Annotated in this window: 17 protein-coding genes; 7 read left to right on the top strand and 10 right to left on the bottom strand. The window is 48.9% G+C overall.

The annotated features are described in order from the left end of the window. Positions 1-432: 432 nt before the first annotated feature. Positions 433-2,283 (bottom strand): histidine kinase, encoded by a 1,851-nt coding sequence (locus ACYX4J_RS20880; RefSeq protein ID WP_476177466.1) that lies wholly within the window; start codon positions 2,281-2,283, stop codon positions 433-435. Between the two features lie 320 nt (positions 2,284-2,603). Between ACYX4J_RS20880 and ACYX4J_RS20875 the strand changes: the two genes are divergently transcribed. Genes ACYX4J_RS20875 through can form a run of 6 tightly spaced genes read left to right on the top strand, consistent with a single transcriptional unit; the run spans position 2,604 to position 10,888 of the window. After that, a complete protein-coding gene (locus tag ACYX4J_RS20875; protein WP_444892521.1) occupies positions 2,604-6,374 on the top strand; it encodes a nitrate reductase subunit alpha in 3,771 nt (1,256 codons plus the stop codon). A gap of 2 nt (positions 6,375-6,376) precedes the next feature. Continuing rightward, complete coding sequence (gene narH / locus ACYX4J_RS20870; protein WP_444918740.1) at positions 6,377-7,924, top strand: nitrate reductase subunit beta; 1,548 nt, start codon at positions 6,377-6,379, stop codon at positions 7,922-7,924. A gap of 19 nt (positions 7,925-7,943) precedes the next feature. Next, positions 7,944-8,666 carry a nitrate reductase molybdenum cofactor assembly chaperone gene (gene narJ / locus ACYX4J_RS20865; protein ID WP_282930423.1) on the top strand — a complete coding sequence of 241 codons (723 nt, stop codon included), beginning with the start codon at positions 7,944-7,946 and terminating at the stop codon, positions 8,664-8,666. A 4-nt stretch (positions 8,667-8,670) separates the two neighbouring features. Continuing rightward, positions 8,671-9,360, top strand: coding sequence for a respiratory nitrate reductase subunit gamma (narI, locus tag ACYX4J_RS20860; RefSeq protein ID WP_282930422.1), 690 nt, complete (start codon positions 8,671-8,673; stop codon positions 9,358-9,360). 54 nt (positions 9,361-9,414) lie between these two features. After that, positions 9,415-10,239, top strand: a complete 825-nt coding sequence (locus tag ACYX4J_RS20855; protein ID WP_476177465.1) for a peptidylprolyl isomerase — start codon at positions 9,415-9,417, stop codon at positions 10,237-10,239. A 1-nt stretch (position 10,240) separates the two neighbouring features. Beyond that, a complete protein-coding gene (gene can, locus ACYX4J_RS20850) occupies positions 10,241-10,888 on the top strand; it encodes a carbonate dehydratase (RefSeq protein WP_476177464.1) in 648 nt (215 codons plus the stop codon). 47 nt (positions 10,889-10,935) lie between these two features. On the opposite strand, the gene ACYX4J_RS20845 is transcribed toward can, so the two are convergent. Next, on the bottom strand, positions 10,936-11,490 hold the full coding sequence (locus ACYX4J_RS20845) for a hypothetical protein (protein WP_476177463.1): 555 nt from the start codon (positions 11,488-11,490) through the stop codon (positions 10,936-10,938). Positions 11,491-12,204: 714 nt separating this feature from the next. On the opposite strand from ACYX4J_RS20845, the gene ACYX4J_RS20840 reads away from it, so the two are divergent. Then, positions 12,205-12,690 carry a hypothetical protein gene (locus ACYX4J_RS20840; protein WP_444895515.1) on the top strand — a complete coding sequence of 162 codons (486 nt, stop codon included), beginning with the start codon at positions 12,205-12,207 and terminating at the stop codon, positions 12,688-12,690. Positions 12,691-12,823: 133 nt separating this feature from the next. Here the strand turns inward: ACYX4J_RS20840 and ACYX4J_RS20835 are convergent, their stop codons facing one another. The 8 genes from ACYX4J_RS20835 to ACYX4J_RS20800 all read right to left on the bottom strand — a co-directional run bounded on the left by ACYX4J_RS20835 (position 12,824) and on the right by ACYX4J_RS20800 (position 18,040). Continuing rightward, positions 12,824-12,967 (bottom strand): helix-turn-helix domain-containing protein, encoded by a 144-nt coding sequence (locus tag ACYX4J_RS20835; protein ID WP_476177462.1) that lies wholly within the window; start codon positions 12,965-12,967, stop codon positions 12,824-12,826. Between the two features lie 114 nt (positions 12,968-13,081). Continuing rightward, on the bottom strand, positions 13,082-13,492 hold the full coding sequence (locus ACYX4J_RS20830; protein ID WP_444915038.1) for a hypothetical protein: 411 nt from the start codon (positions 13,490-13,492) through the stop codon (positions 13,082-13,084). 626 nt (positions 13,493-14,118) lie between these two features. Beyond that, positions 14,119-14,448 (bottom strand): energy transducer TonB, encoded by a 330-nt coding sequence (locus ACYX4J_RS20825; RefSeq protein WP_444915037.1) that lies wholly within the window; start codon positions 14,446-14,448, stop codon positions 14,119-14,121. Between the two features lie 95 nt (positions 14,449-14,543). Further along, positions 14,544-14,906, bottom strand: coding sequence for a hypothetical protein (locus ACYX4J_RS20820; protein WP_444915036.1), 363 nt, complete (start codon positions 14,904-14,906; stop codon positions 14,544-14,546). Positions 14,907-15,513: 607 nt separating this feature from the next. Beyond that, positions 15,514-15,810 (bottom strand): hypothetical protein, encoded by a 297-nt coding sequence (locus ACYX4J_RS20815; protein WP_444915035.1) that lies wholly within the window; start codon positions 15,808-15,810, stop codon positions 15,514-15,516. Positions 15,811-16,155: 345 nt separating this feature from the next. Next, positions 16,156-16,674 carry an HD domain-containing protein gene (locus tag ACYX4J_RS20810; RefSeq protein WP_444934620.1) on the bottom strand — a complete coding sequence of 173 codons (519 nt, stop codon included), beginning with the start codon at positions 16,672-16,674 and terminating at the stop codon, positions 16,156-16,158. Positions 16,675-16,922: 248 nt separating this feature from the next. Further along, positions 16,923-17,339 carry a hypothetical protein gene (locus ACYX4J_RS20805; RefSeq protein ID WP_445359272.1) on the bottom strand — a complete coding sequence of 139 codons (417 nt, stop codon included), beginning with the start codon at positions 17,337-17,339 and terminating at the stop codon, positions 16,923-16,925. An 8-nt stretch (positions 17,340-17,347) separates the two neighbouring features. After that, positions 17,348-18,040, bottom strand: a complete 693-nt coding sequence (locus ACYX4J_RS20800; RefSeq protein WP_476177461.1) for a hypothetical protein — start codon at positions 18,038-18,040, stop codon at positions 17,348-17,350. Positions 18,041-18,133: the final 93 nt, after the last annotated feature.

Raw genomic sequence — 18,133 nt, 5'->3', positions numbered from 1 at the left:
GCTGATATTCACCAATGTAATTGGTGTGAATCACGGGATAGGCTAGCGATAAGTACTTGTAGCATATGGGCTCGCTATTGGCCCTTGGGGGTCAATTTAAGAGTCAGTATTTTTGACGATAGCTACTTGGGTGTCGGAGAAGCTTCAGGATGGGAGAGCGCTTGGATAGGTAATAAGGTCGTTGAAGATAGTTACTACTGGGGTGGAAGGAAAGAATACACCGCACTCGAGACACGCAGTGAATACATCCCTGCAAGCTCCTAATCGGCATCCCTGCAAGCTCCTAATCGGCATCCATGCCTCATAGGGTCCCGAGCGCGGTGTATTCTCTCCTTCTCCCTTTTTAGTAATAAAGATACTGGCGGATTTCGAATGATAGGGGCGGCACTAATGTGTTCGTTCCGAGTGACCTTTCATAAAGGTAGAGAGTTATCACCCCACGTCTTTCCACACCAATTCCCGCTCGCGGGCGTAGAGGGGAATAAAGTTGAAGCGCACTTCGGTGCCCCCTTCGTCGCGGCGGCGGATATTCAGATTGCCATTCAGGTTGCTGGCGCGCTCTTGCATGATCGACATACCGAAGTGATTGCGTTTCTCCGGCGCGTTGCTGATACCGATGCCGTTGTCGAGGATGCGTACATTGAGGGAGTGGTTGTCGGCTTGGGTCAGGCTGATCTGCACCATATCGCCCTGGGAGTGGTACACAGCATTTTGCGAGGCCTCGCGCACCAGTTGTAACAGGTGAATTTCCTCGTGGGGAGTTAGGGGTACCTCGTCCAGATGGTAGTCCAGCAGGACGTTAATCTGCGGGTGCTGCTCCCGGTAAGCGAGGATAGATTGCTCCAGGATACTGCGCAGGCCGCCGGGACCTATTTGCAGTCGGAAGGTGGTGAGCAGTTCGCGCAGCTGGCGGTAAGAGGAATCCAGGCCCTCTTTCAGCTCGGTAATAATCTCCTCTACCTTGGACTTGTCCACCTGCTCACTGCGATTGGCGCGGTTGAGTCGGGTAACCTGAATTTTCAGATAGGACAGGGATTGGGCCAGGGAATCGTGTAGCTCCCGGGCGATGATCGCGCGCTCGTCCAGTAGGGCAACACGGCGCTCCTGAGCCTCTCGCTCATTAATGGCGATGGCCGCAGTGACACTGTCGGCAAAGGTAGCCAAGCGTTGCTGCTGTTCTTCATCAAGGCTCTCACCTCGGGGTAGGGTGCAGGTGAGTACACCGTAATTGCGTTTGTCCACTTCCAGTGGGAATCGGTACACGCGCTGTTGGTCTTCATCAGAGGGGCCGCAGGTGTTTACGCAGATATGGCATTCACTGCCTGTGCACTGGGCATTACCGAGTCCTTGAACCAAATGTTCATAGGGCGCCTCCCCCTCCGGTGTCATCAGACATAGGTCGAGGTTATTCAAGCTGGCGACATTGGCGAACTCTCCCAGCCACTGGCCCAATTCTGCTCCCGAGAGCGGCCCCTCGCTTATCCGTCGAGCCAGGCGGTACTGGAAGTCCAATGCCTCATGGCTCTTCTGTAACTGTGAGGTTTTCAACTCCACGCGATGGGCAAGATCCCGGTGAGTCGCGTGAATTTCATCGCTCATATAATTAATGGTGCGCGCTAAAACCCCCAGCTCGTCCTCGCTGTTAATCTCCAGGCGGTTTTGGTTGAAGTCTCCCTGGGCGATGCTCAGGGAGCGGTTGGTCAGCTGCTTGAGAGGCTGCTCCACAGAGCGGTGAAGAATGCACAAAGAGAGATAAACCAGGGTCACAATGGCAAATAGTGACCCCACCTGCACCAAACGCAGCAGGCTTATTTTTTCCTCGGCGATGGTCTGATAATCAAACACCAGTGTGTCCACATCACTGATAAAGGGCTCCAGACGGTTGGCTAACTGCAAGGAGTCCATAGAAGTGCGCCCGGCGGCAATGGACTCCAGCAGTGGGCGGATTTCTCCCTCCCAGCTTTCGATTACCTTGCGGTAATTGCGCGCTGCGGGCAGGTTATCGCTGGCAGTGAAGTCGGAGATGCTGAGCACCCGGGTCAGGCGTGCGGTCACCTCGTCTGCCAACTCAGCTGTGGCCTCGACATCCCCAGAGGGTGCGGTGGCCGCAAGTCGGTAGCTCATAGCCCGCAATGAGCCGGCCAGGTTAACGGCGGCGGCATCGTTTTCGGCGGCATCGGAGATAATATAGGACGCCACCATAGAGCTCAGTGCTACTAGCACAGTGAGCAGCATCAGGGTCCCGATGCGGTAGACGATGGACTGTCGAATTCGGTTCAGCATATCGGATTCACTTCGCCCTGGGGCGGTTGTGGATGGCTGATCTCTATTGTGCCGTCCATTGGCGCACAAAGTTGTGGGTACCACTAAAGATCGCCAGTTTTGCACATAATTTAACCTGGCGCCTGTTTTTTACACAGAGGCCCTGTTATTGCTGGGATAGGGCTCCACCATAACGGCCCACTGATGCCGTTTCCCTACCTATTCGGGGGTATTTCGTCCCTTTTCTACCCCTTTTTGGTCAGGTGATCCTGCCGTCCCTCCCTTTTATATTCCCGTTAAACCGATGCTTTAACCGCATGCCGATGCCCTGGGAGTACCGCATGAGCCATTTCCTGGACCGACTGAAATATCTGAAGAAACAAAAAGAGCCCTTTTCCGGAGGACACGGGGAAAAGACGAATGACGACCGCAGCTGGGAAGATGGCTACCGTCGTCGCTGGCAGTTCGACAAGATTGTGCGCTCCACCCACGGGGTGAACTGTACCGGCTCTTGCAGCTGGAAGATCTACGTCAAAGACGGCCTGGTCACATGGGAAACCCAGCAGACCGACTACCCGCGCACCCGCCCGGACCTGCCCAACCACGAGCCTCGTGGCTGCCCCCGTGGTGCCAGCTACTCCTGGTATATGTACTCGGCTAACCGCCTCAAGTACCCGAAAATCCGCAAACGTCTGGTAAAACTCTGGCGCGAAGCCAAGTTGAGACACAGTGATCCGGTGGAGGCCTGGGCCAGTATTGTCGAAGACCCGGCCAAGGCGCAGTCCTACAAAGAGCGTCGCGGTATGGGCGGCTTTGTGCGGATCAAGTGGGATGAAGTTAACGAGCTGATTGCCGCTTCCAACGTCTACACCACCAAGAAATACGGTCCCGACCGGGTGACCGGCTTCTCGCCGATTCCCGCCATGTCCATGGTTTCCTACGCCGCTGGTGCTCGTTATCTGTCTCTGATCGGCGGCAACTGTCTGAGTTTCTACGATTGGTATTGTGACCTGCCGCCCGCCTCACCGCAGGTCTGGGGTGAGCAAACCGACGTGCCGGAGTCCGCCGACTGGTACAACTCCAACTACCTGATCGTATGGGGCTCCAATGTGCCTCAAACCCGTACTCCGGATGCGCATTTCCTCAGTGAAGTGCGTTACAAGGGCGCCAAAACCTGTGTGGTCACCCCTGATTACTCAGAGTGCTCCAAGTTTGGCGACACCTGGCTGGCACCGCGCCAGGGTACCGATGCGGCCCTGGCGATGGCCTTTGGCCATGTGATCCTGAAAGAATTCCACGTCGACAAACCCAGCGCCTACTTCACCGAGTATGTGCGCACCACCACCGATATGCCGATGTTGGTGACCCTGGAAGAGCGCGACGGCAAGCTGGTACAGGGCCGATTCCTTCGCGCTTCTGACCTGGCGGACAACCTCGGCCAGGATAACAACCCGGAATGGAAAACTATCGGTGTTAATCACGATGGCCAGCTGGTTTCCCCTCAAGGCTCCATGGGTTATCGCTGGGGAGAGCCCTCAGCGAAAGAAGGCCGTGGCAAGTGGAATATTGAACAGCGCGATGGTCGCAGTGGCGAAGAGTTGGAGCTGAAGCTCAGCCTCAAAGACTGCGCCGATGAAATCGCCCAGGTCGCCTTCCCCTATTTCGGTGGCCAGACCCACGAGCACAACTACTTCCAGCATACCGAACACGATGAAGTGATCGACTACAAGGTGCCGGTGAAGCTTGTTCAAAACAAAGATGGCGAGATTCTAAAAGTAGCCAGCGTCTACGACCTGACCCTGGCGAACTACGGTGTCGAGCACGGCCTCGACGACCCCAACTGTGCTCAGAGCTACGACGAAGACAAGCCCTACACACCCGCCTGGCAGGAAAAGGTGACCGGTTGTCGTCGTGAGAATGTCATCCAGGTTGCCCGTGAGTTTGCCAACACCGCCGACAAGACCCGTGGACGCTCCATGGTAATTCTGGGTGCCGGACTCAACCACTGGTACCACATGGATATGAACTACCGCGGGATCATCAATATGCTGATGATGTGCGGTTGTATCGGCCAGAGCGGCGGTGGTTGGGCCCACTATGTGGGGCAGGAAAAACTGCGTCCGCAGACCGGCTGGACCCCACTCGCGTTCGGTCTCGACTGGCAGCGTCCACCGCGCCATATGAACGGTACCTCCTTCTTCTATAACCACGCCAGCCAATGGCGCTATGAGAAGCTGGAGATGGATGAAGTGGTTTCGCCGCTGGCCGACAAGAGCAAGTGGCAGGCTTCCATCATCGACTACAACAGCCGCGCCGAGCGCATGGGCTGGTTGCCCTCCGCGCCGCAGCTGGGGATCAACCCCCTGCAACTGACTAAAGATGCCGCCGCCGCCGGTATGTCTGCCAAAGACTACACGGTGCAGCAGCTCAAGCGCGGTGCGCTCAAATTCGCCAACCAGGACCCGGATAACCCGCAGAACTTCCCGCGCAATATGTTTATCTGGCGCTCCAACCTGCTCGGCTCCTCAGGTAAGGGCCACGAGTACATGTTGCGCCATCTGCTCGGTACCAAGCATGGTTTGATGGGCAAAGACCTGGGTGAAGAAGGCGGCAAAAAACCAGAAGACGTGGCCTGGCATGACGCCCCCAGCGAGGGCAAAGTGGATCTGCTGGTGACACTGGACTTCCGTATGTCTACCACCTGTCTTTACTCCGACATCGTATTGCCGACGGCCACCTGGTATGAGAAGGACGACCTCAACACCTCAGACATGCACCCCTTTATTCACCCGCTCACCAAGGCGGTGGACCCGGCCTGGGAAGCGCGAAGTGACTGGGAAATTTTCAAAGGCATAGCGAAGGAATTCTCCAACCTGACCGATGGCCACCTGGGGGTGGAAAAGGATCTGGTGACTCTGCCGATCCACCATGATACCCCCGGAGAAATCGCCCAGCCGTTCGGTGTACAGGCTTGGTGGAAAGGCGAGTGCGACCTGATCCCCGGCGTTACCGCGCCGAGCATGATTGAGGTGGAGCGCGACTACCCCAATACCTACAACCGCTTTACCTCTATCGGCCCATTGCTGGAAAAACTCGGCAACGGCGGTAAGGGCATCAGCTGGAATACTGATGACGAGGTGGACTTCCTCAAAAAGCTCAATCGCACTTGGAAGGACGAAACTGCTCGCGATGGCCGCGCTCGTATCGACAGTGCGGTAGATGCTGCGGAGATGATCCTGTCACTGGCCCCTGAAACCAACGGCCAGGTAGCCGTGAAGGCCTGGGAAGCCCTCGGTGAGATTACCGGTCGCGATCACACCCATTTGGCCAAGCCCAAGGAAGACGAAAAAATTCGCTTCGCCGATATCGTGGCGCAGCCCCGCAAGATTATCTCCTCGCCCACCTGGTCTGGCCTGGAAGATGAGCATGTGAGCTACAACGCCGGCTACACCAATGTGCACGAGTTGATCCCCTGGCGCACCATCACCGGCCGCCAGCAGTTCTACCAGGATCACGAGTGGATGCGTGACTTCGGCGAGAACATGTGTGTGTACAAGCCGCCCATCAACCTGAAAACCGTGCAACCGGTGTTGAACCAGAAGCCGAACGGTAACAAGGAGATCCTGCTGAACTGGATCACCCCGCACCAAAAGTGGGGCATTCACAGCACCTACTCCGACAACCTGCTGATGCTCACCCTGTCCCGTGGTGGACCCATCGTGTGGATGAGTGAGTACGACGCCAAGTTGGCAGGTATTGAAGACAACGACTGGATCGAAATCTTCAACGTCAACGGCGCCATTGCTGCCCGCGCAGTGGTATCTCAACGAGTGCCCGACGGTATGGCCATGATGTATCACGCCCAGGAGCGCATCGTGAATACACCGGGAGCGGAAACTACCGGCACCCGGGGCGGTATCCACAACTCCGTAACCCGCGCGGTGATGAAACCCACCCATATGATCGGTGGCTACGCCCAGCAGTCCTACGGCTTCAACTACTACGGCACTGTGGGCTGTAACCGGGATGAATTTGTGGTGGTCAGGAAAATGAACAAGGTCGATTGGCTGGATGGCGAAGACGTCAAAGAGCCGACGCGAGAGGAGGTGTAGCAATGAAAGTTAGAGCCCAGATAGGCATGGTGCTGAACCTCGATAAATGTATCGGCTGTCACACCTGCTCGGTGACCTGTAAAAATGTGTGGACCTCCCGCGAGGGGGTTGAATACGCCTGGTTCAATAACGTCGAAACCAAACCCGGTGTTGGCTACCCCAAAGAGTGGGAGAACCAGGACAAATGGAACGGCGGCTGGACCCGCAAGAAGAACGGTAAATTGCAGCCGAAGATTGGTGGCAAGCACCGCGTACTAGCCAACCTGTTTGGCAACCCGGATATGCCGGAGATCGACGACTACTACGAGCCGTTCGACTTCGACTATCAGAACCTGCACAAGGCACCGGAGCAGAAACACCAACCGGTAGCCCGTCCGCGCTCGCTGATTACTGGCGAGCGCATGGAAAAAATCGAATGGGGCCCCAACTGGGAAGAGATTCTCGGCACCGAATTCGAGAAGCGTAAAAAGGACAAAAACTTCGAGCAGGTGCAGGCCGACATTTACGGTGAATTTGAAAACACCTTCATGATGTACCTGCCGCGCCTGTGCGAACACTGCCTCAACCCGGCCTGTGTTTCTGCATGCCCCAGCGGCGCCATCTACAAGCGCGAAGAGGACGGCATTGTTCTGATCGATCAGGATAAATGTCGCGGCTGGCGCATGTGCGTATCCGCCTGCCCCTACAAGAAGATTTACTACAACTGGAAAACCGGTAAATCTGAGAAGTGTATCTTCTGTTACCCACGTATCGAGGCGGGTCAGCCAACCATCTGCTCCGAGACCTGTGTGGGCCGTATCCGCTACCTGGGCGTACTGCTCTATGACGCAGACCGTATCGAGGAAGCCGCTTCTGTAGAAGACGAAAAAGCGCTCTACCAGGCCCAGTGCGATATCTTCCTCGACCCCAGCGATCCCAAGGTCCAGGAAGCTGCCCGCGCCGAAGGTATCCCCGAAGCCTGGCTCGAAGCTGCGCAGAAATCCCCGGTGTACAAGATGGCTATCGACTGGCAGATCGCACTGCCGCTGCACCCGGAATACCGCACCTTGCCCATGGTTTGGTACGTGCCACCCCTGTCTCCGATCCAGAACGCAGTACAGGCCGGCCAAGTGGAAACTGTCACCGTGGGTCGCGGCGCCGAGATCCCCGATCTCTCCACCCTGCGTATCCCGCTGCAATACCTGGCCAACCTGCTCACCGCCGGCGACGAGAAGCCAGTGGCCCGTGCCCTGGAACGCATGATTGTGATGCGCGCCTATATGCGTGGCATCCATGTGGACGGCATTCAGGAGCGCGAATTGCTGGAAGAGGCTGGCCTGACCGTAGCCCAGGTAGAAGAGATGTATCGCTACATGGCACTGGCCAATTACGAGGATCGCTTCGTGGTTCCCTCAAGCCATAAGGCCTACGCCGAAAACGCCTACGACATGAAGTCCTCTTGTGGTTTCAGCTTCGGCAACGGCTGTAGCACCGGCAACGACAGCACCAATATTTTCGGTGGCAAGCAACAAGCGGTGCGCGAAGTAATACCCGCCAAAGTAGTCGACTAAGGTCGAGCGGAGAATACCGATGAAAGTACTAAACCTGATCGCCCGCCTGCTGGATTACCCGTCCGATGAGCTGGTGGCGCACCTGGATGAGCTGACCAGCTGGTTGGCTGAATCCGAGGATCTGGATGCTCCGTTGCGCGACAAGCTGCTGGCATTTATCTCCCATTACGAGCGTATGGATGCGCTCGATTGGCAGAGCGAATACGACGGTCTGTTCGAGCGCGGCCGCGCTGTATCCCTGCATATCTTCGAGCATATCCACGGCGAATCCCGTGATCGTGGCCAAGCCATGGTAGACCTGACCGCGCGCTATCGCAGCGCCGGCCTTGAGCTGAATGAGCGCGAACTACCGGATTACCTGCCCACCTACTTAGAGTTCTGTGCCACCCAGGGGGAAGCAGCCTACGGCTGGGTTCACGATATTACCCATGTGATTGCCCTGTTGAGCGCGCGCCTGTCCAAGCGTGAGAGTCCCTACCACCTGTTGATGGATGCGCTCTTGCAGATGGCAGGGGTATATGTCGATCTGACAGCACTCAAGGAAGAAGTCGCCAACGAAGAACGTGACGATACCCCCGAGGCGCTGGACAAGATCTGGGAGGAAGAGGCCGTTAGCTTTAGCGGCGCCAACAATTGCGACCAGTCAATAACGCGGCCCAGCAATGCGCAGCTGCGCGACGGCCAGCCCCTCAACTGGGCCAACGCCGCGCAGAATTCTGCCCAGCCCGCACCACAGGAGTAACAAGATGAACTATCTGAATACGCTGCTCTTCGCCATTTATCCCTTTGTCGCCCTCACGGTATTTCTGGTGGGTAGCCTGATCCGCTACGACCGGGATCAGTACACCTGGCGTACCGGCTCCAGTCAGTTGTTGGAGCGCAAGCAATTGCGCATCGGCAGTTACCTGTTCCATATCGGGGTGATCGCCATTCTCGCGGGCCACTTTGTCGGCCTACTCACACCCAAAGCGGTGTGGCACTTCCTCGGCATTGAAGCTTCCACCAAGCAGATGATGGCAATGGGGATCGGTGGTTTCTTCGGGGTGATCTGTTTTATCGGTCTCACTATTCTGGTTAAGCGCCGCCTCACCAACAAGCGCGTACGCGCCACCACTTCCAAAATGGACTTGGCCATACTGCTGATGCTCTACGCGCAATTGATCCTCGGCCTGATCAGTATTGTGGTATCTGCTGGCCATATGGACGGTGCTGAAATGCTCAAACTGATGGCTTGGGCTCAGTCCATTGTCACGCTAGATGGTGCCGGTGCAGCTGCTGCAATCAGCGGAGTGAACATCATTTACAAGCTGCATATTTTCCTCGGCATGACCCTGTTCCTGCTGTTCCCCTTCAGCCGCCTGGTACACGTATGGAGTGTTCCGGTGCAGTACTTCCGCCGCAATTACCAGGTAGTTCGCGCCAAAGCCGCGCGCTAATCCCTGTAACTATTAAATGGCCCGCCATGAGCGGGCCCAGTGTGGAGTTGAGTCATGAATACATTACTGGCCACTGATGCTGCAGGCGGCGAATTTGAGATGGCCGAGGTAGTGGCCGTTAACGGAACTGAAATCCCCGCCGACCTGATCTACCAAGAAATGCAGTACCAGCCTGCCGATTCTCCGCGTCAGGCGATCTACTGCGCCGCACGTGCTCTGGTTATCGGCTGGCTGTTACGAGATCGAGCTGCAGAGCAGGGTCTCTGCGCTGCCGACGAAGACTTGCACAGTGAGGCTTTCGATCGCGCAGTCTCAGATCTATTAAAAGGCGAGCTACAGGTGAACCCGGCAACCGACGCTGAGTGCCGCGCTTACTTCGAAGCCCACCCGTATAAGTTCCGCTCCGATCCCCTCGCAGAAGTACGCCATATCCTGATCCCGGCCGCACCGGATGACTCCGAGGCCTGCGCCAAGGCTCGCACCGCTGCCGAGAATATGCTGGAACAGATTCGCGCCGACTCCAATCCGCTGCAATCTTTCGCTCGTTTGGCCCAATCCCACTCAGCCTGCTCCTCCTCCGAAGCCGGTGGTAGCCTCGGCCAAGTAGGGCGCGGTGATACCGTCGCCTCCTTTGAGCGCGCAGTGTTCGAGCAGGGCACCGGATTGGTAGCGGAACCCGTGGAGACTCCATACGGTGTGCACCTGATTTATGTGGAGCAATGCGAACCGGGCCGCCCACTGGAATACGAATATGTCTCGGAGCGTATCGAGGAATACCTGACCGAAAAACGCCGCCGCCAAATGACCAGCGACTACCTGCAAAAAATGGTGCAGGCCGCGCAAATATCCGGTCTGGACTTATCGGGGGAGGCCCACTGAGGTGGCAGAGATTCGCCAACTGTTCGCGCATAATCGCGCTTGGGCGGAAGATAGGACGGCACAGGACCCGGAGTTTTTCCAACGCCTGAGCCGCCTGCAAGTACCCAAGTATTTATGGATCGGCTGCTCCGATTCCCGCGTGCCCGCCAACGAGATTGTGGGCATGGCACCGGGGGAGCTGTTCGTTCACCGCAGTATCGCCAACGTGGTGGTACACACAGACTTTAATTGCCTCTCGGTACTGCAATACGCCGTAGAAGTACTCAAGGTGGAACACGTGGTGGTGTGTGGCCATTACGGTTGTGGCGGCGTACAGGCCGCCATGGGCCACAGCGAATGTGGCCTGGTGGATAACTGGTTGCGCCATATCAAGGATGTCTACGCCCGCCACAGGCAAGAGCTGGAATCCCTCGATAAAGAATCACGCTCAGCGCGCCTTTGTGAATTAAATGTGATGGCACAGGTACAAAACCTGGCCATGACCAAAATAGTCCAGCATGCCTGGGACCGGGGCCAGCGCCTCAGCTTGCATGGCTGGATATACGATATTCGTGACGGTCTGATTCGGGACCTGGGTATGCGGATGGATGATCGAGGCCAGGTGCCGGAGATTTATCATGTTTATGGTGAGGTTCAGGAGGAGGGATAAGGTTATAGTTTTTGCTTCATCCCATTAACTTTAAAGAGGTTTCAAGTTTAACGACTCCCCCGGTAAGTTATTTCTCCCTCGTTTATACCTAGATCTGTGCGCATTGCATTCAACAGTTTGTCTGCCATGTTGCGCATTCCGGCCCAGTTCAAGTCATTAAGCTTACCTTCATACACAATTGGCATTAGGTAGTCGACTAACTCATTGTACTTATCCATTACTTCTTGATTGGATACAAGAGAAAGATATCCATATGCTTTATGTCTATTTGTTGAGAAACAACGTTCAGCATCATTGTTGACTGATTTTTGTATCCCCAATGCAACTCCTTCGAGTTCTTTCAAAATTTCAGAAACTATCTGTATCACCTCTCGATAGACATTCAATTTGTCATTATGGCGAGTTACTCCCTTGTGTTTTATTAACTCAAGTTCTGACTTTATGCTTTCTAGTTTTTCCGAATGAAGTGCTCTCTCATCTTGCAGCATCCGAGTGGCCCAGATACCACCTAACCAACTTGAAAACTTAGCGACAATCAATGCTCCGCCGCCTATAGAGCCTATTACTGAGGCAGCAAATACAGCAATTTCAGAGTAATTCATAAAGCTCCATGCAAAAAAATAAACCTATATAGAAGCCTTTTCTATAAAAAGCCGCTTCAGGATCTCATATTTCTATTGAGGATATAAAGTAATTTTCCTCAAAATTTTTCGGTAGGGCAGAATAGTTGCAACCTATAACTTATGAAAGAAAGAGTTCCTGATAAATATAATCAAGTTAGTGTCCAGTTTGGTTGAGCTTGTTATCCGTTAAAGCAGTGTCGAAATTAAATGTGGTTGTTTATACAACGGTATTTAAAATCCCAAACTTTATTAGATTAGTGGGCTAGCAGTGAGTATGGTCTTGTCTAAAGTAAATAGATAATGTCGAAATAACACTAACACTCTAATAATTAAAACTTTTTGAGTTTAAATTCTGGCGTTTGTTTTTACTCTGACAGATATTTTTCCAGGTAATCTTGTTCTATAAAAAAGCATATCGGTCTATTTGGTGAATTTTAATACATGTTCTATATGGCTGTATGTATTGCTCATTAAATAATTTTTTGGGGAAATTATATCTGCTTAATTGTTTAGCGCCATTCAGGTTTTGGATTCTTATGCTCTGATTTGGTGCATATTTTCATTACTTATTCATCATTAAGGTATTAATCTAATCTTTTTAAGGAAATTTAATACAGTAATTTCTTGACTCCTGGAGGATTAATCTGAATTAAAAGTACTTTTATACCATCGTCAACCAATAGAGACAGAACAATGAAATTTATCACCACATTAATTGCTGCGGTAATTTATATATTACAGGCAACTATCCAAGATTATAAAATCAGAGAGCGAGAGTATTCCGTCCCACTTTCAACTATGCCAGATAACGTACAGGCACTTGCAGATGAAATGTTTGAAGAAGCAACTAAAGATAAGCAGCTTACTGCAGAGCAAGCTCAACAGATTGAAGCTGGTATTTGGAAGATGTTAGGTGAGGGCGCTGTACTTCAGAGAAATCATGAGCTGAAAAAAACAAGAGAAAAAATATCTTACTTAGGGCAGCTCTTATCTTGGTTTATGAAGGCAAAAGGGCTGACCTATGCACAGATTGAAGAAAAATATAGAAGCGAATTTACTGAATCTGAAAAGGAGCTACATAGAGCAATTGTAGAATCTGCCTCTCGTTCCAATCAGGATCTAGTCGGCAAACTTTGGAAGTCAATCTGCAAAACCTTTTGGGGGCAGGCAAAGCTATAATCAGAAATTTGCCATGTAAATTTACTTAACTGACAATCTTATTAAGTCCCTAAAATATTAGGGGCTTTACCGGTCAAGCACTTTTAATCTGACTAAACTATGGCTCTTATAAAGAGCGACAATACCAGAGAAATTAGATTCTTATTCTATTTGGTAATTGCGAGCCAAAATGTTGACCTCTTTCGGTGCGCTGAACGGTACGCACACTGAGCCATGTAATCTGTGCTAATCGCTCCTGAGTCATGTCATGTTGCAACCTTAACTTTCGTATCAGCAATACATTGTACTTTTATCTCAAGTGCTCTGTAGAACCGTATGACATAAAAAATTCAGTGTACTTGAGGGCCATTAATGAAGTGTTGATGAATTTATCTATAACAATTAGATCTCTCTATCTATGGATAGAGGATACCGGCCTTTTATAAAAAAGACCGTAACCTAAACCGCTAGTGGTTCCAAAAAGGAGGCCTACTGTAAGTACATGCTTTAGGTAAATTAACCAACCCCAAAGCGTTGGATAGCCATTAATTGCTTTGATCACATCTATGCCCATTAAAGTATCTTCAACCTTACCAATGTAACTTCCATCAGGATACGGCCAAGCATTAACTCCAGGGTATAGTGAGCCAACAATTAGGCCTAGACAAATACATTTGAATAGATTTAACCCAAAGTATCTTTCTATGATTAATGCAAGTGGTACATAAATAATCATGTGTGCTAGTGATATAGAGATTGAAAAAATAAAAATAAATGCTGGGCCGGCTGAATTTATTTTAGAAAATCCTAACGTTCCGGCCATTAACAAAAGTACTATCGAAGGAATAAGAATTGCAGCAATTATTGATGGTATATGTCGCACAGGAATTAAATTTTAAATAAATTATAAACTACTATTGTGTGCTGAAGCTATGTCGTTTATTGGTGCACTATATCCATATAACATTTTCGTGCCAATGGGTCGAATGATACCTATATGCGTTAGTGTGACTGTCTTCGCAAAGACCACAGAGAAGCAATTATTACTAATCCACAAAAACCCAAATATATTATTTTACCGCTTAAATCTTCAACATTAACACATTTCCAGTTTTCACACTGACGGACTATGAAAACATTTCTCTGATCAATCCAGAAAATTATACTTGCCGTTAGTGCGGAAAATATAACTGGATAGGATCTTACTTTGGGGATAACTTCTACCAAGAAGGCCGCAAGCCAAAAAGCGAAGAGTGTGGCTAAGTATAGCTTTAAGTAGCTCTCACCAGAGAAAATCAAGCTGGCGATTGTACTGAAAAAAGTACATAGCCCGATAAAGAAGCGGAGTCCACTCAATCTAGATAGCCCGCCATCATCTTTGGCGAATTTGTAGCCGTATCTTTTCATAATTTATATAACTTACTTGTAAGTGACTTAATCATAAAATGGTCAGCCACTAAATACGAAGCTAATCTTAGTCTTATACTTACACCAGCTACCCGACCAGTCGAACTTCCAACTTCTTACAGCTTTTAAAACAGATCTATCAAAAAAATTATCTGGCACTGATTCTACAATGTCGATCTCTTCTAACCCCCCATCCGGATTAAGGCGAGCGGTTAGAACTACCCAGCCATCTACAGGTTGTCGGCTCTCTCGGATTGGATAACTCGGGTCATATCCTTCAATTCGTTGAAGTTGTGGGGGGCAATTGGTAATCTCTTCAGAATAGCTAAATGTAGCGAAAAAAAGCAATATAAATAATGTGGCTATTCTCATAACGTATTGATTCCTTCTTGCCTTATCGGAATGAAACCGTCCTGCTTCAGTATGGCGAAAAGAGTGTACACAATCGGATACAGGAACTCGCTATGCTACCGAACTTCGAAAATATATGGTTTTTTAGGCTCGCCTTCAATTGGGACCCAAATTTCTTTCACGCCCTTAAAATCCAATACTAAATCTGCTTCTTCTAGAATCTTTTGAGCATATAGGGAATCGTCCCAGTAAACTCCACCGCATGCATAGTAATTGGGTGCTTCTTTTTCCGGTATATTTACGCTGAATTCGCCACTATTTGGCCTGCTAATTTCTAATTCATACTCTTTAAATACATTTGCAGAAATGAAATTTTTACCTTCAATATTCATGATCTTCGGTAACAAAATTTCTCTCGGCTCTTGAGAAGCACAGCCGCAAATGGTAAGAAAGATAAGAATCAGGAGTAGATATTTCAATTTTCTTCTTCTTTAGTTTAAGGCTGATGTTACTAATTGATTAATATCGCCACGTTCAGCTGCGGACAGTTTTGGACGCTTTATGCACGATAATGGGAGCGCAGCGACTGGGTAAAAATGCACAAAATTGGCCTTTGCTATACAGCGCATTGTTATGCATTAGAGCCTGCTATATAGATAACTGCTGGGGTATATGTTGCCACTGTAAGAACCCAAAAAATCAAAAAATTGGTTTTACTAACCCTATTGGGAGTTTCTACGCGATAGCATGTATACGTGATATACCAGTAGGCCATAGGACAAATCATCATCAAGCCAATCAATGTAAACCCTACTGTATTAGAAACATTATCAGCTGACACAATAAAGTTAAAAGGAATGACTAAGAATATCAGCACCGACCACAAGAACGTATGAACAGATAGGCGGTACCAAATACTTAAAATGTATTCAAAACCACAATCTGGGCAGCGCGACTTAGAAAAACTAAAGGGGAATACTTCATCTACATTTTTCGACTTGCACTCAGGGCATTTTATTGCCATTCATTTCTTCCTACTTGATACATAACTAGCTGTTCAATAGTGCCAGTTTTTTGGAATTTCTATTAATCGCGTTCATTGAAGTCCCACCATGTCACTTTAGTGCCGGCGACAACAACAAACTTTATGTGTTGATTGTCTGATCTATAAAGAAAACTTGCTTGGCAACTGTTATCAGGATTATCCATTGGAATCAGATATTTTATTGGCCAACCTTTAGATTCAATATGTTTTACAACAAGGGACTTTTGAAACTCGTAATCTGTGCTGCAAGCTATGGGGGGTGAAAAGAGAAACGCCCCTCCAGCTGACAAAACTGTAAAGCAACTAACAAACGTTGATATTTTAAGCAGCTTTTTCATTGATACATATGACCTTTTACTTGCCTGCCCCTAGTAAGGAGCAACTCTCTTATAGCTTAGCGAAAAGGGCAAAGCAAGCAGGAATGTAAACTGTCAGATATCAGATCAGCATGCTACCTACGAACTAGCGTATTAAGCTGGATAGCAAACTAGAAAAGATATTGTGCTCCAAGAGCGGCTGAGTAGGATGAATCAGCGGGGTCATTTAGAAGTCCTTTTATCATAAATCGTGTAGAAGTATTTTTGCTGAGATTGTATTATCGATTTATAAACTGTAAGTAAATTAACAATATTTTTACCTTGGTGATCTTATTCATCTCCCTGTGATATTCAAAATCATCTCTCCTACTTACTGTGATATAAATTTTGTATTTCTTCTATTTCTGACCAAATTTTGTCACAGAGGTTTGGCCGATAGGCTGATCGACGAAAGACTTCATATTCTCCTCGATACATATTAAGAAAAGCTTTATCACCTGATCGAAGACAAGCTCTCATGTTGGCTAGGCGGTCAGCGGCCTTTACTAGTAAAGCAAGCTCTTCTGATCCCGATACCTTGGCCATTTTTTGATATGTTGCAGATTTTCTTATTTTCCTGGTTTCTCCCGGCTCATCACTGAGTATGCACACACACCTGGATACCAGCTCGCCAAATATATCTTCAATCTCTTTAGCTGTTACATCGGTATCCTCAATTACATCGTGAAGATATGCTACCACTTCGGCCTCTTCACCATACTCGCTAGCGATTTTAGCTACTTCATCAAGGTGAACCGAGTATGGGAAGCTACCATACCGCTGGTCCCCATGTGCCTGAATAGCAAAACTACGCGCTTTATTTCTCATATTCACCTTATCGCTCAATGAAATATATCTCCTAAAACTGGTTACGTTAAAATCAAATTTACAGAAGATTCTGATGATTCTGTCTTATCTCTTGGATAATGTACCCAACCATTAGAAACTTGTGATGGTCTAGAAATAGAGCTGATCTTAAATCGGAGGAATATAGTCTGGCTATGACGAATAGAGTAGCTATCCAAATTCCATAGAAAGTAGTAATGCAAACGACAAATCTATGGGGCTCTGGGTTGCTACTCTAAATTATATAGCTATTTATTTTCATTGCTTAGGTCGATAACTTCTATTCTTACCCCTTTATCAACCATCTCGGATAAATGGAATTTGCCATTAGGTTGTTTCACTATGGATTTTTCAATATCACCAGATACAAATTCCCATAGCTCAGGGTTCAGTGCATTTGGCTTTGGTTTGTAAACTTCCGCAGTGAAACCACGTTTTGGCTCATTTTCACGTAAAATAACGATATCACCCTTGTAATCTGGAGCTGTTATTATCGTTAATGTAGTTGTTTCAATCTTATCGCCGAATCCTTTTTTGTTCCACTCTCGTAAAACAACATCAACCTGAGCTTTGTCCAGTTTAACATAATCCGTTTCCGTGCTGGCACAGGTGAAGGATGATAATGTCATTAAAAATAGTAGTAGGATTTTTATAGGTTTTAGCATAAATATAATTACTTACAGTTGGTGGAAGTAATAGTTAAAAGGTTGTGCGTGTCTGGCGGTACGACAATAATTCCTGAGAGCCAGGGAAACATTTTTAATTGTGTCTTAGTATATAATCCATCGCCAGCTTCTTTTTCCCAGTGTGATTCGTACACAAACTCCTTTGAATAAAGCCATACATGCCTACCGCCACTTGACATTCCCAGTCCAAATGGAATATTTGAAAATGTGTTGTAATCTGCGTCTTGTTTCTTGGTTAAATCCAAATAGGTGGTCACTTTATTTTTGCTCGGCTTATAGTTTATAACAGTATTGCTGATCGGCACACGACCAACACTATAAGTACAGTTTTTCTTTACCTGATTGTAGTAGCTCGCAATATGTTCACCAAGACCATCACTAGGGTGCTTAACGTCAGGATTATAATATACGCCTTTCCAGTTATGAGTATTAATCAAGTATTTTGCTAACTCGGTACCTTTTTCTCCAAGTCCACCCACTCGCTTGCTGGAATTAAGCTTTCCAAGCTTCTCAAAACTATATTTAAGAACCCAAATTGCCATTGTTATACAATCGCTAGAAATATGATTTTTATATTTTGTGGGGTTACCTATTTTAAGCTGGCTACCAACATGATTGCTGTGATCATTCATAATAGAATTAATCTTTTCTACAGCATGCTGTGAAAATGTCTTTGCCATATATAACTTCCCAGTTGTTATTATTGTGGAATTTCCTTATCGAGAACGATTTGATTAGATGACAATAGCCAATTAGGGTCAAGGAAGTGAAAA

The sequence above is a fragment of the Microbulbifer sp. ABM4_008 genome (assembly GCF_056311705.1).
Note: the sequence above shows the minus strand (reverse complement) of the source record. Positions and strands in the feature narration are given on the sequence as shown.

Excerpts from the sequence above, each read along its gene's own strand:
- ACYX4J_RS20805 (WP_445359272.1), bottom strand. The coding sequence starts at position 17,339 with ATGCTAAAACCTATAAAAATCCTACTACTATTTTTAATGACATTATCA.
- ACYX4J_RS20855 (WP_476177465.1), top strand. The coding sequence starts at position 9,415 with ATGAATACATTACTGGCCACTGATGCTGCAGGCGGCGAATTTGAGATG.
- ACYX4J_RS20875 (WP_444892521.1), top strand. The coding sequence starts at position 2,604 with ATGAGCCATTTCCTGGACCGACTGAAATATCTGAAGAAACAAAAAGAG.
- ACYX4J_RS20800 (WP_476177461.1), bottom strand. The coding sequence starts at position 18,040 with ATGGCAAAGACATTTTCACAGCATGCTGTAGAAAAGATTAATTCTATT.
- narJ (WP_282930423.1), top strand. The coding sequence starts at position 7,944 with ATGAAAGTACTAAACCTGATCGCCCGCCTGCTGGATTACCCGTCCGAT.
- ACYX4J_RS20845 (WP_476177463.1), bottom strand. The coding sequence starts at position 11,490 with ATGAATTACTCTGAAATTGCTGTATTTGCTGCCTCAGTAATAGGCTCT.
- narH (WP_444918740.1), top strand. The coding sequence starts at position 6,377 with ATGAAAGTTAGAGCCCAGATAGGCATGGTGCTGAACCTCGATAAATGT.
- ACYX4J_RS20825 (WP_444915037.1), bottom strand. The coding sequence starts at position 14,448 with ATGAGAATAGCCACATTATTTATATTGCTTTTTTTCGCTACATTTAGC.
- narI (WP_282930422.1), top strand. The coding sequence starts at position 8,671 with ATGAACTATCTGAATACGCTGCTCTTCGCCATTTATCCCTTTGTCGCC.
- ACYX4J_RS20840 (WP_444895515.1), top strand. The coding sequence starts at position 12,205 with ATGAAATTTATCACCACATTAATTGCTGCGGTAATTTATATATTACAG.
- ACYX4J_RS20815 (WP_444915035.1), bottom strand. The coding sequence starts at position 15,810 with ATGAAAAAGCTGCTTAAAATATCAACGTTTGTTAGTTGCTTTACAGTT.
- ACYX4J_RS20830 (WP_444915038.1), bottom strand. The coding sequence starts at position 13,492 with ATGGCCGGAACGTTAGGATTTTCTAAAATAAATTCAGCCGGCCCAGCA.
- ACYX4J_RS20880 (WP_476177466.1), bottom strand. The coding sequence starts at position 2,283 with ATGCTGAACCGAATTCGACAGTCCATCGTCTACCGCATCGGGACCCTG.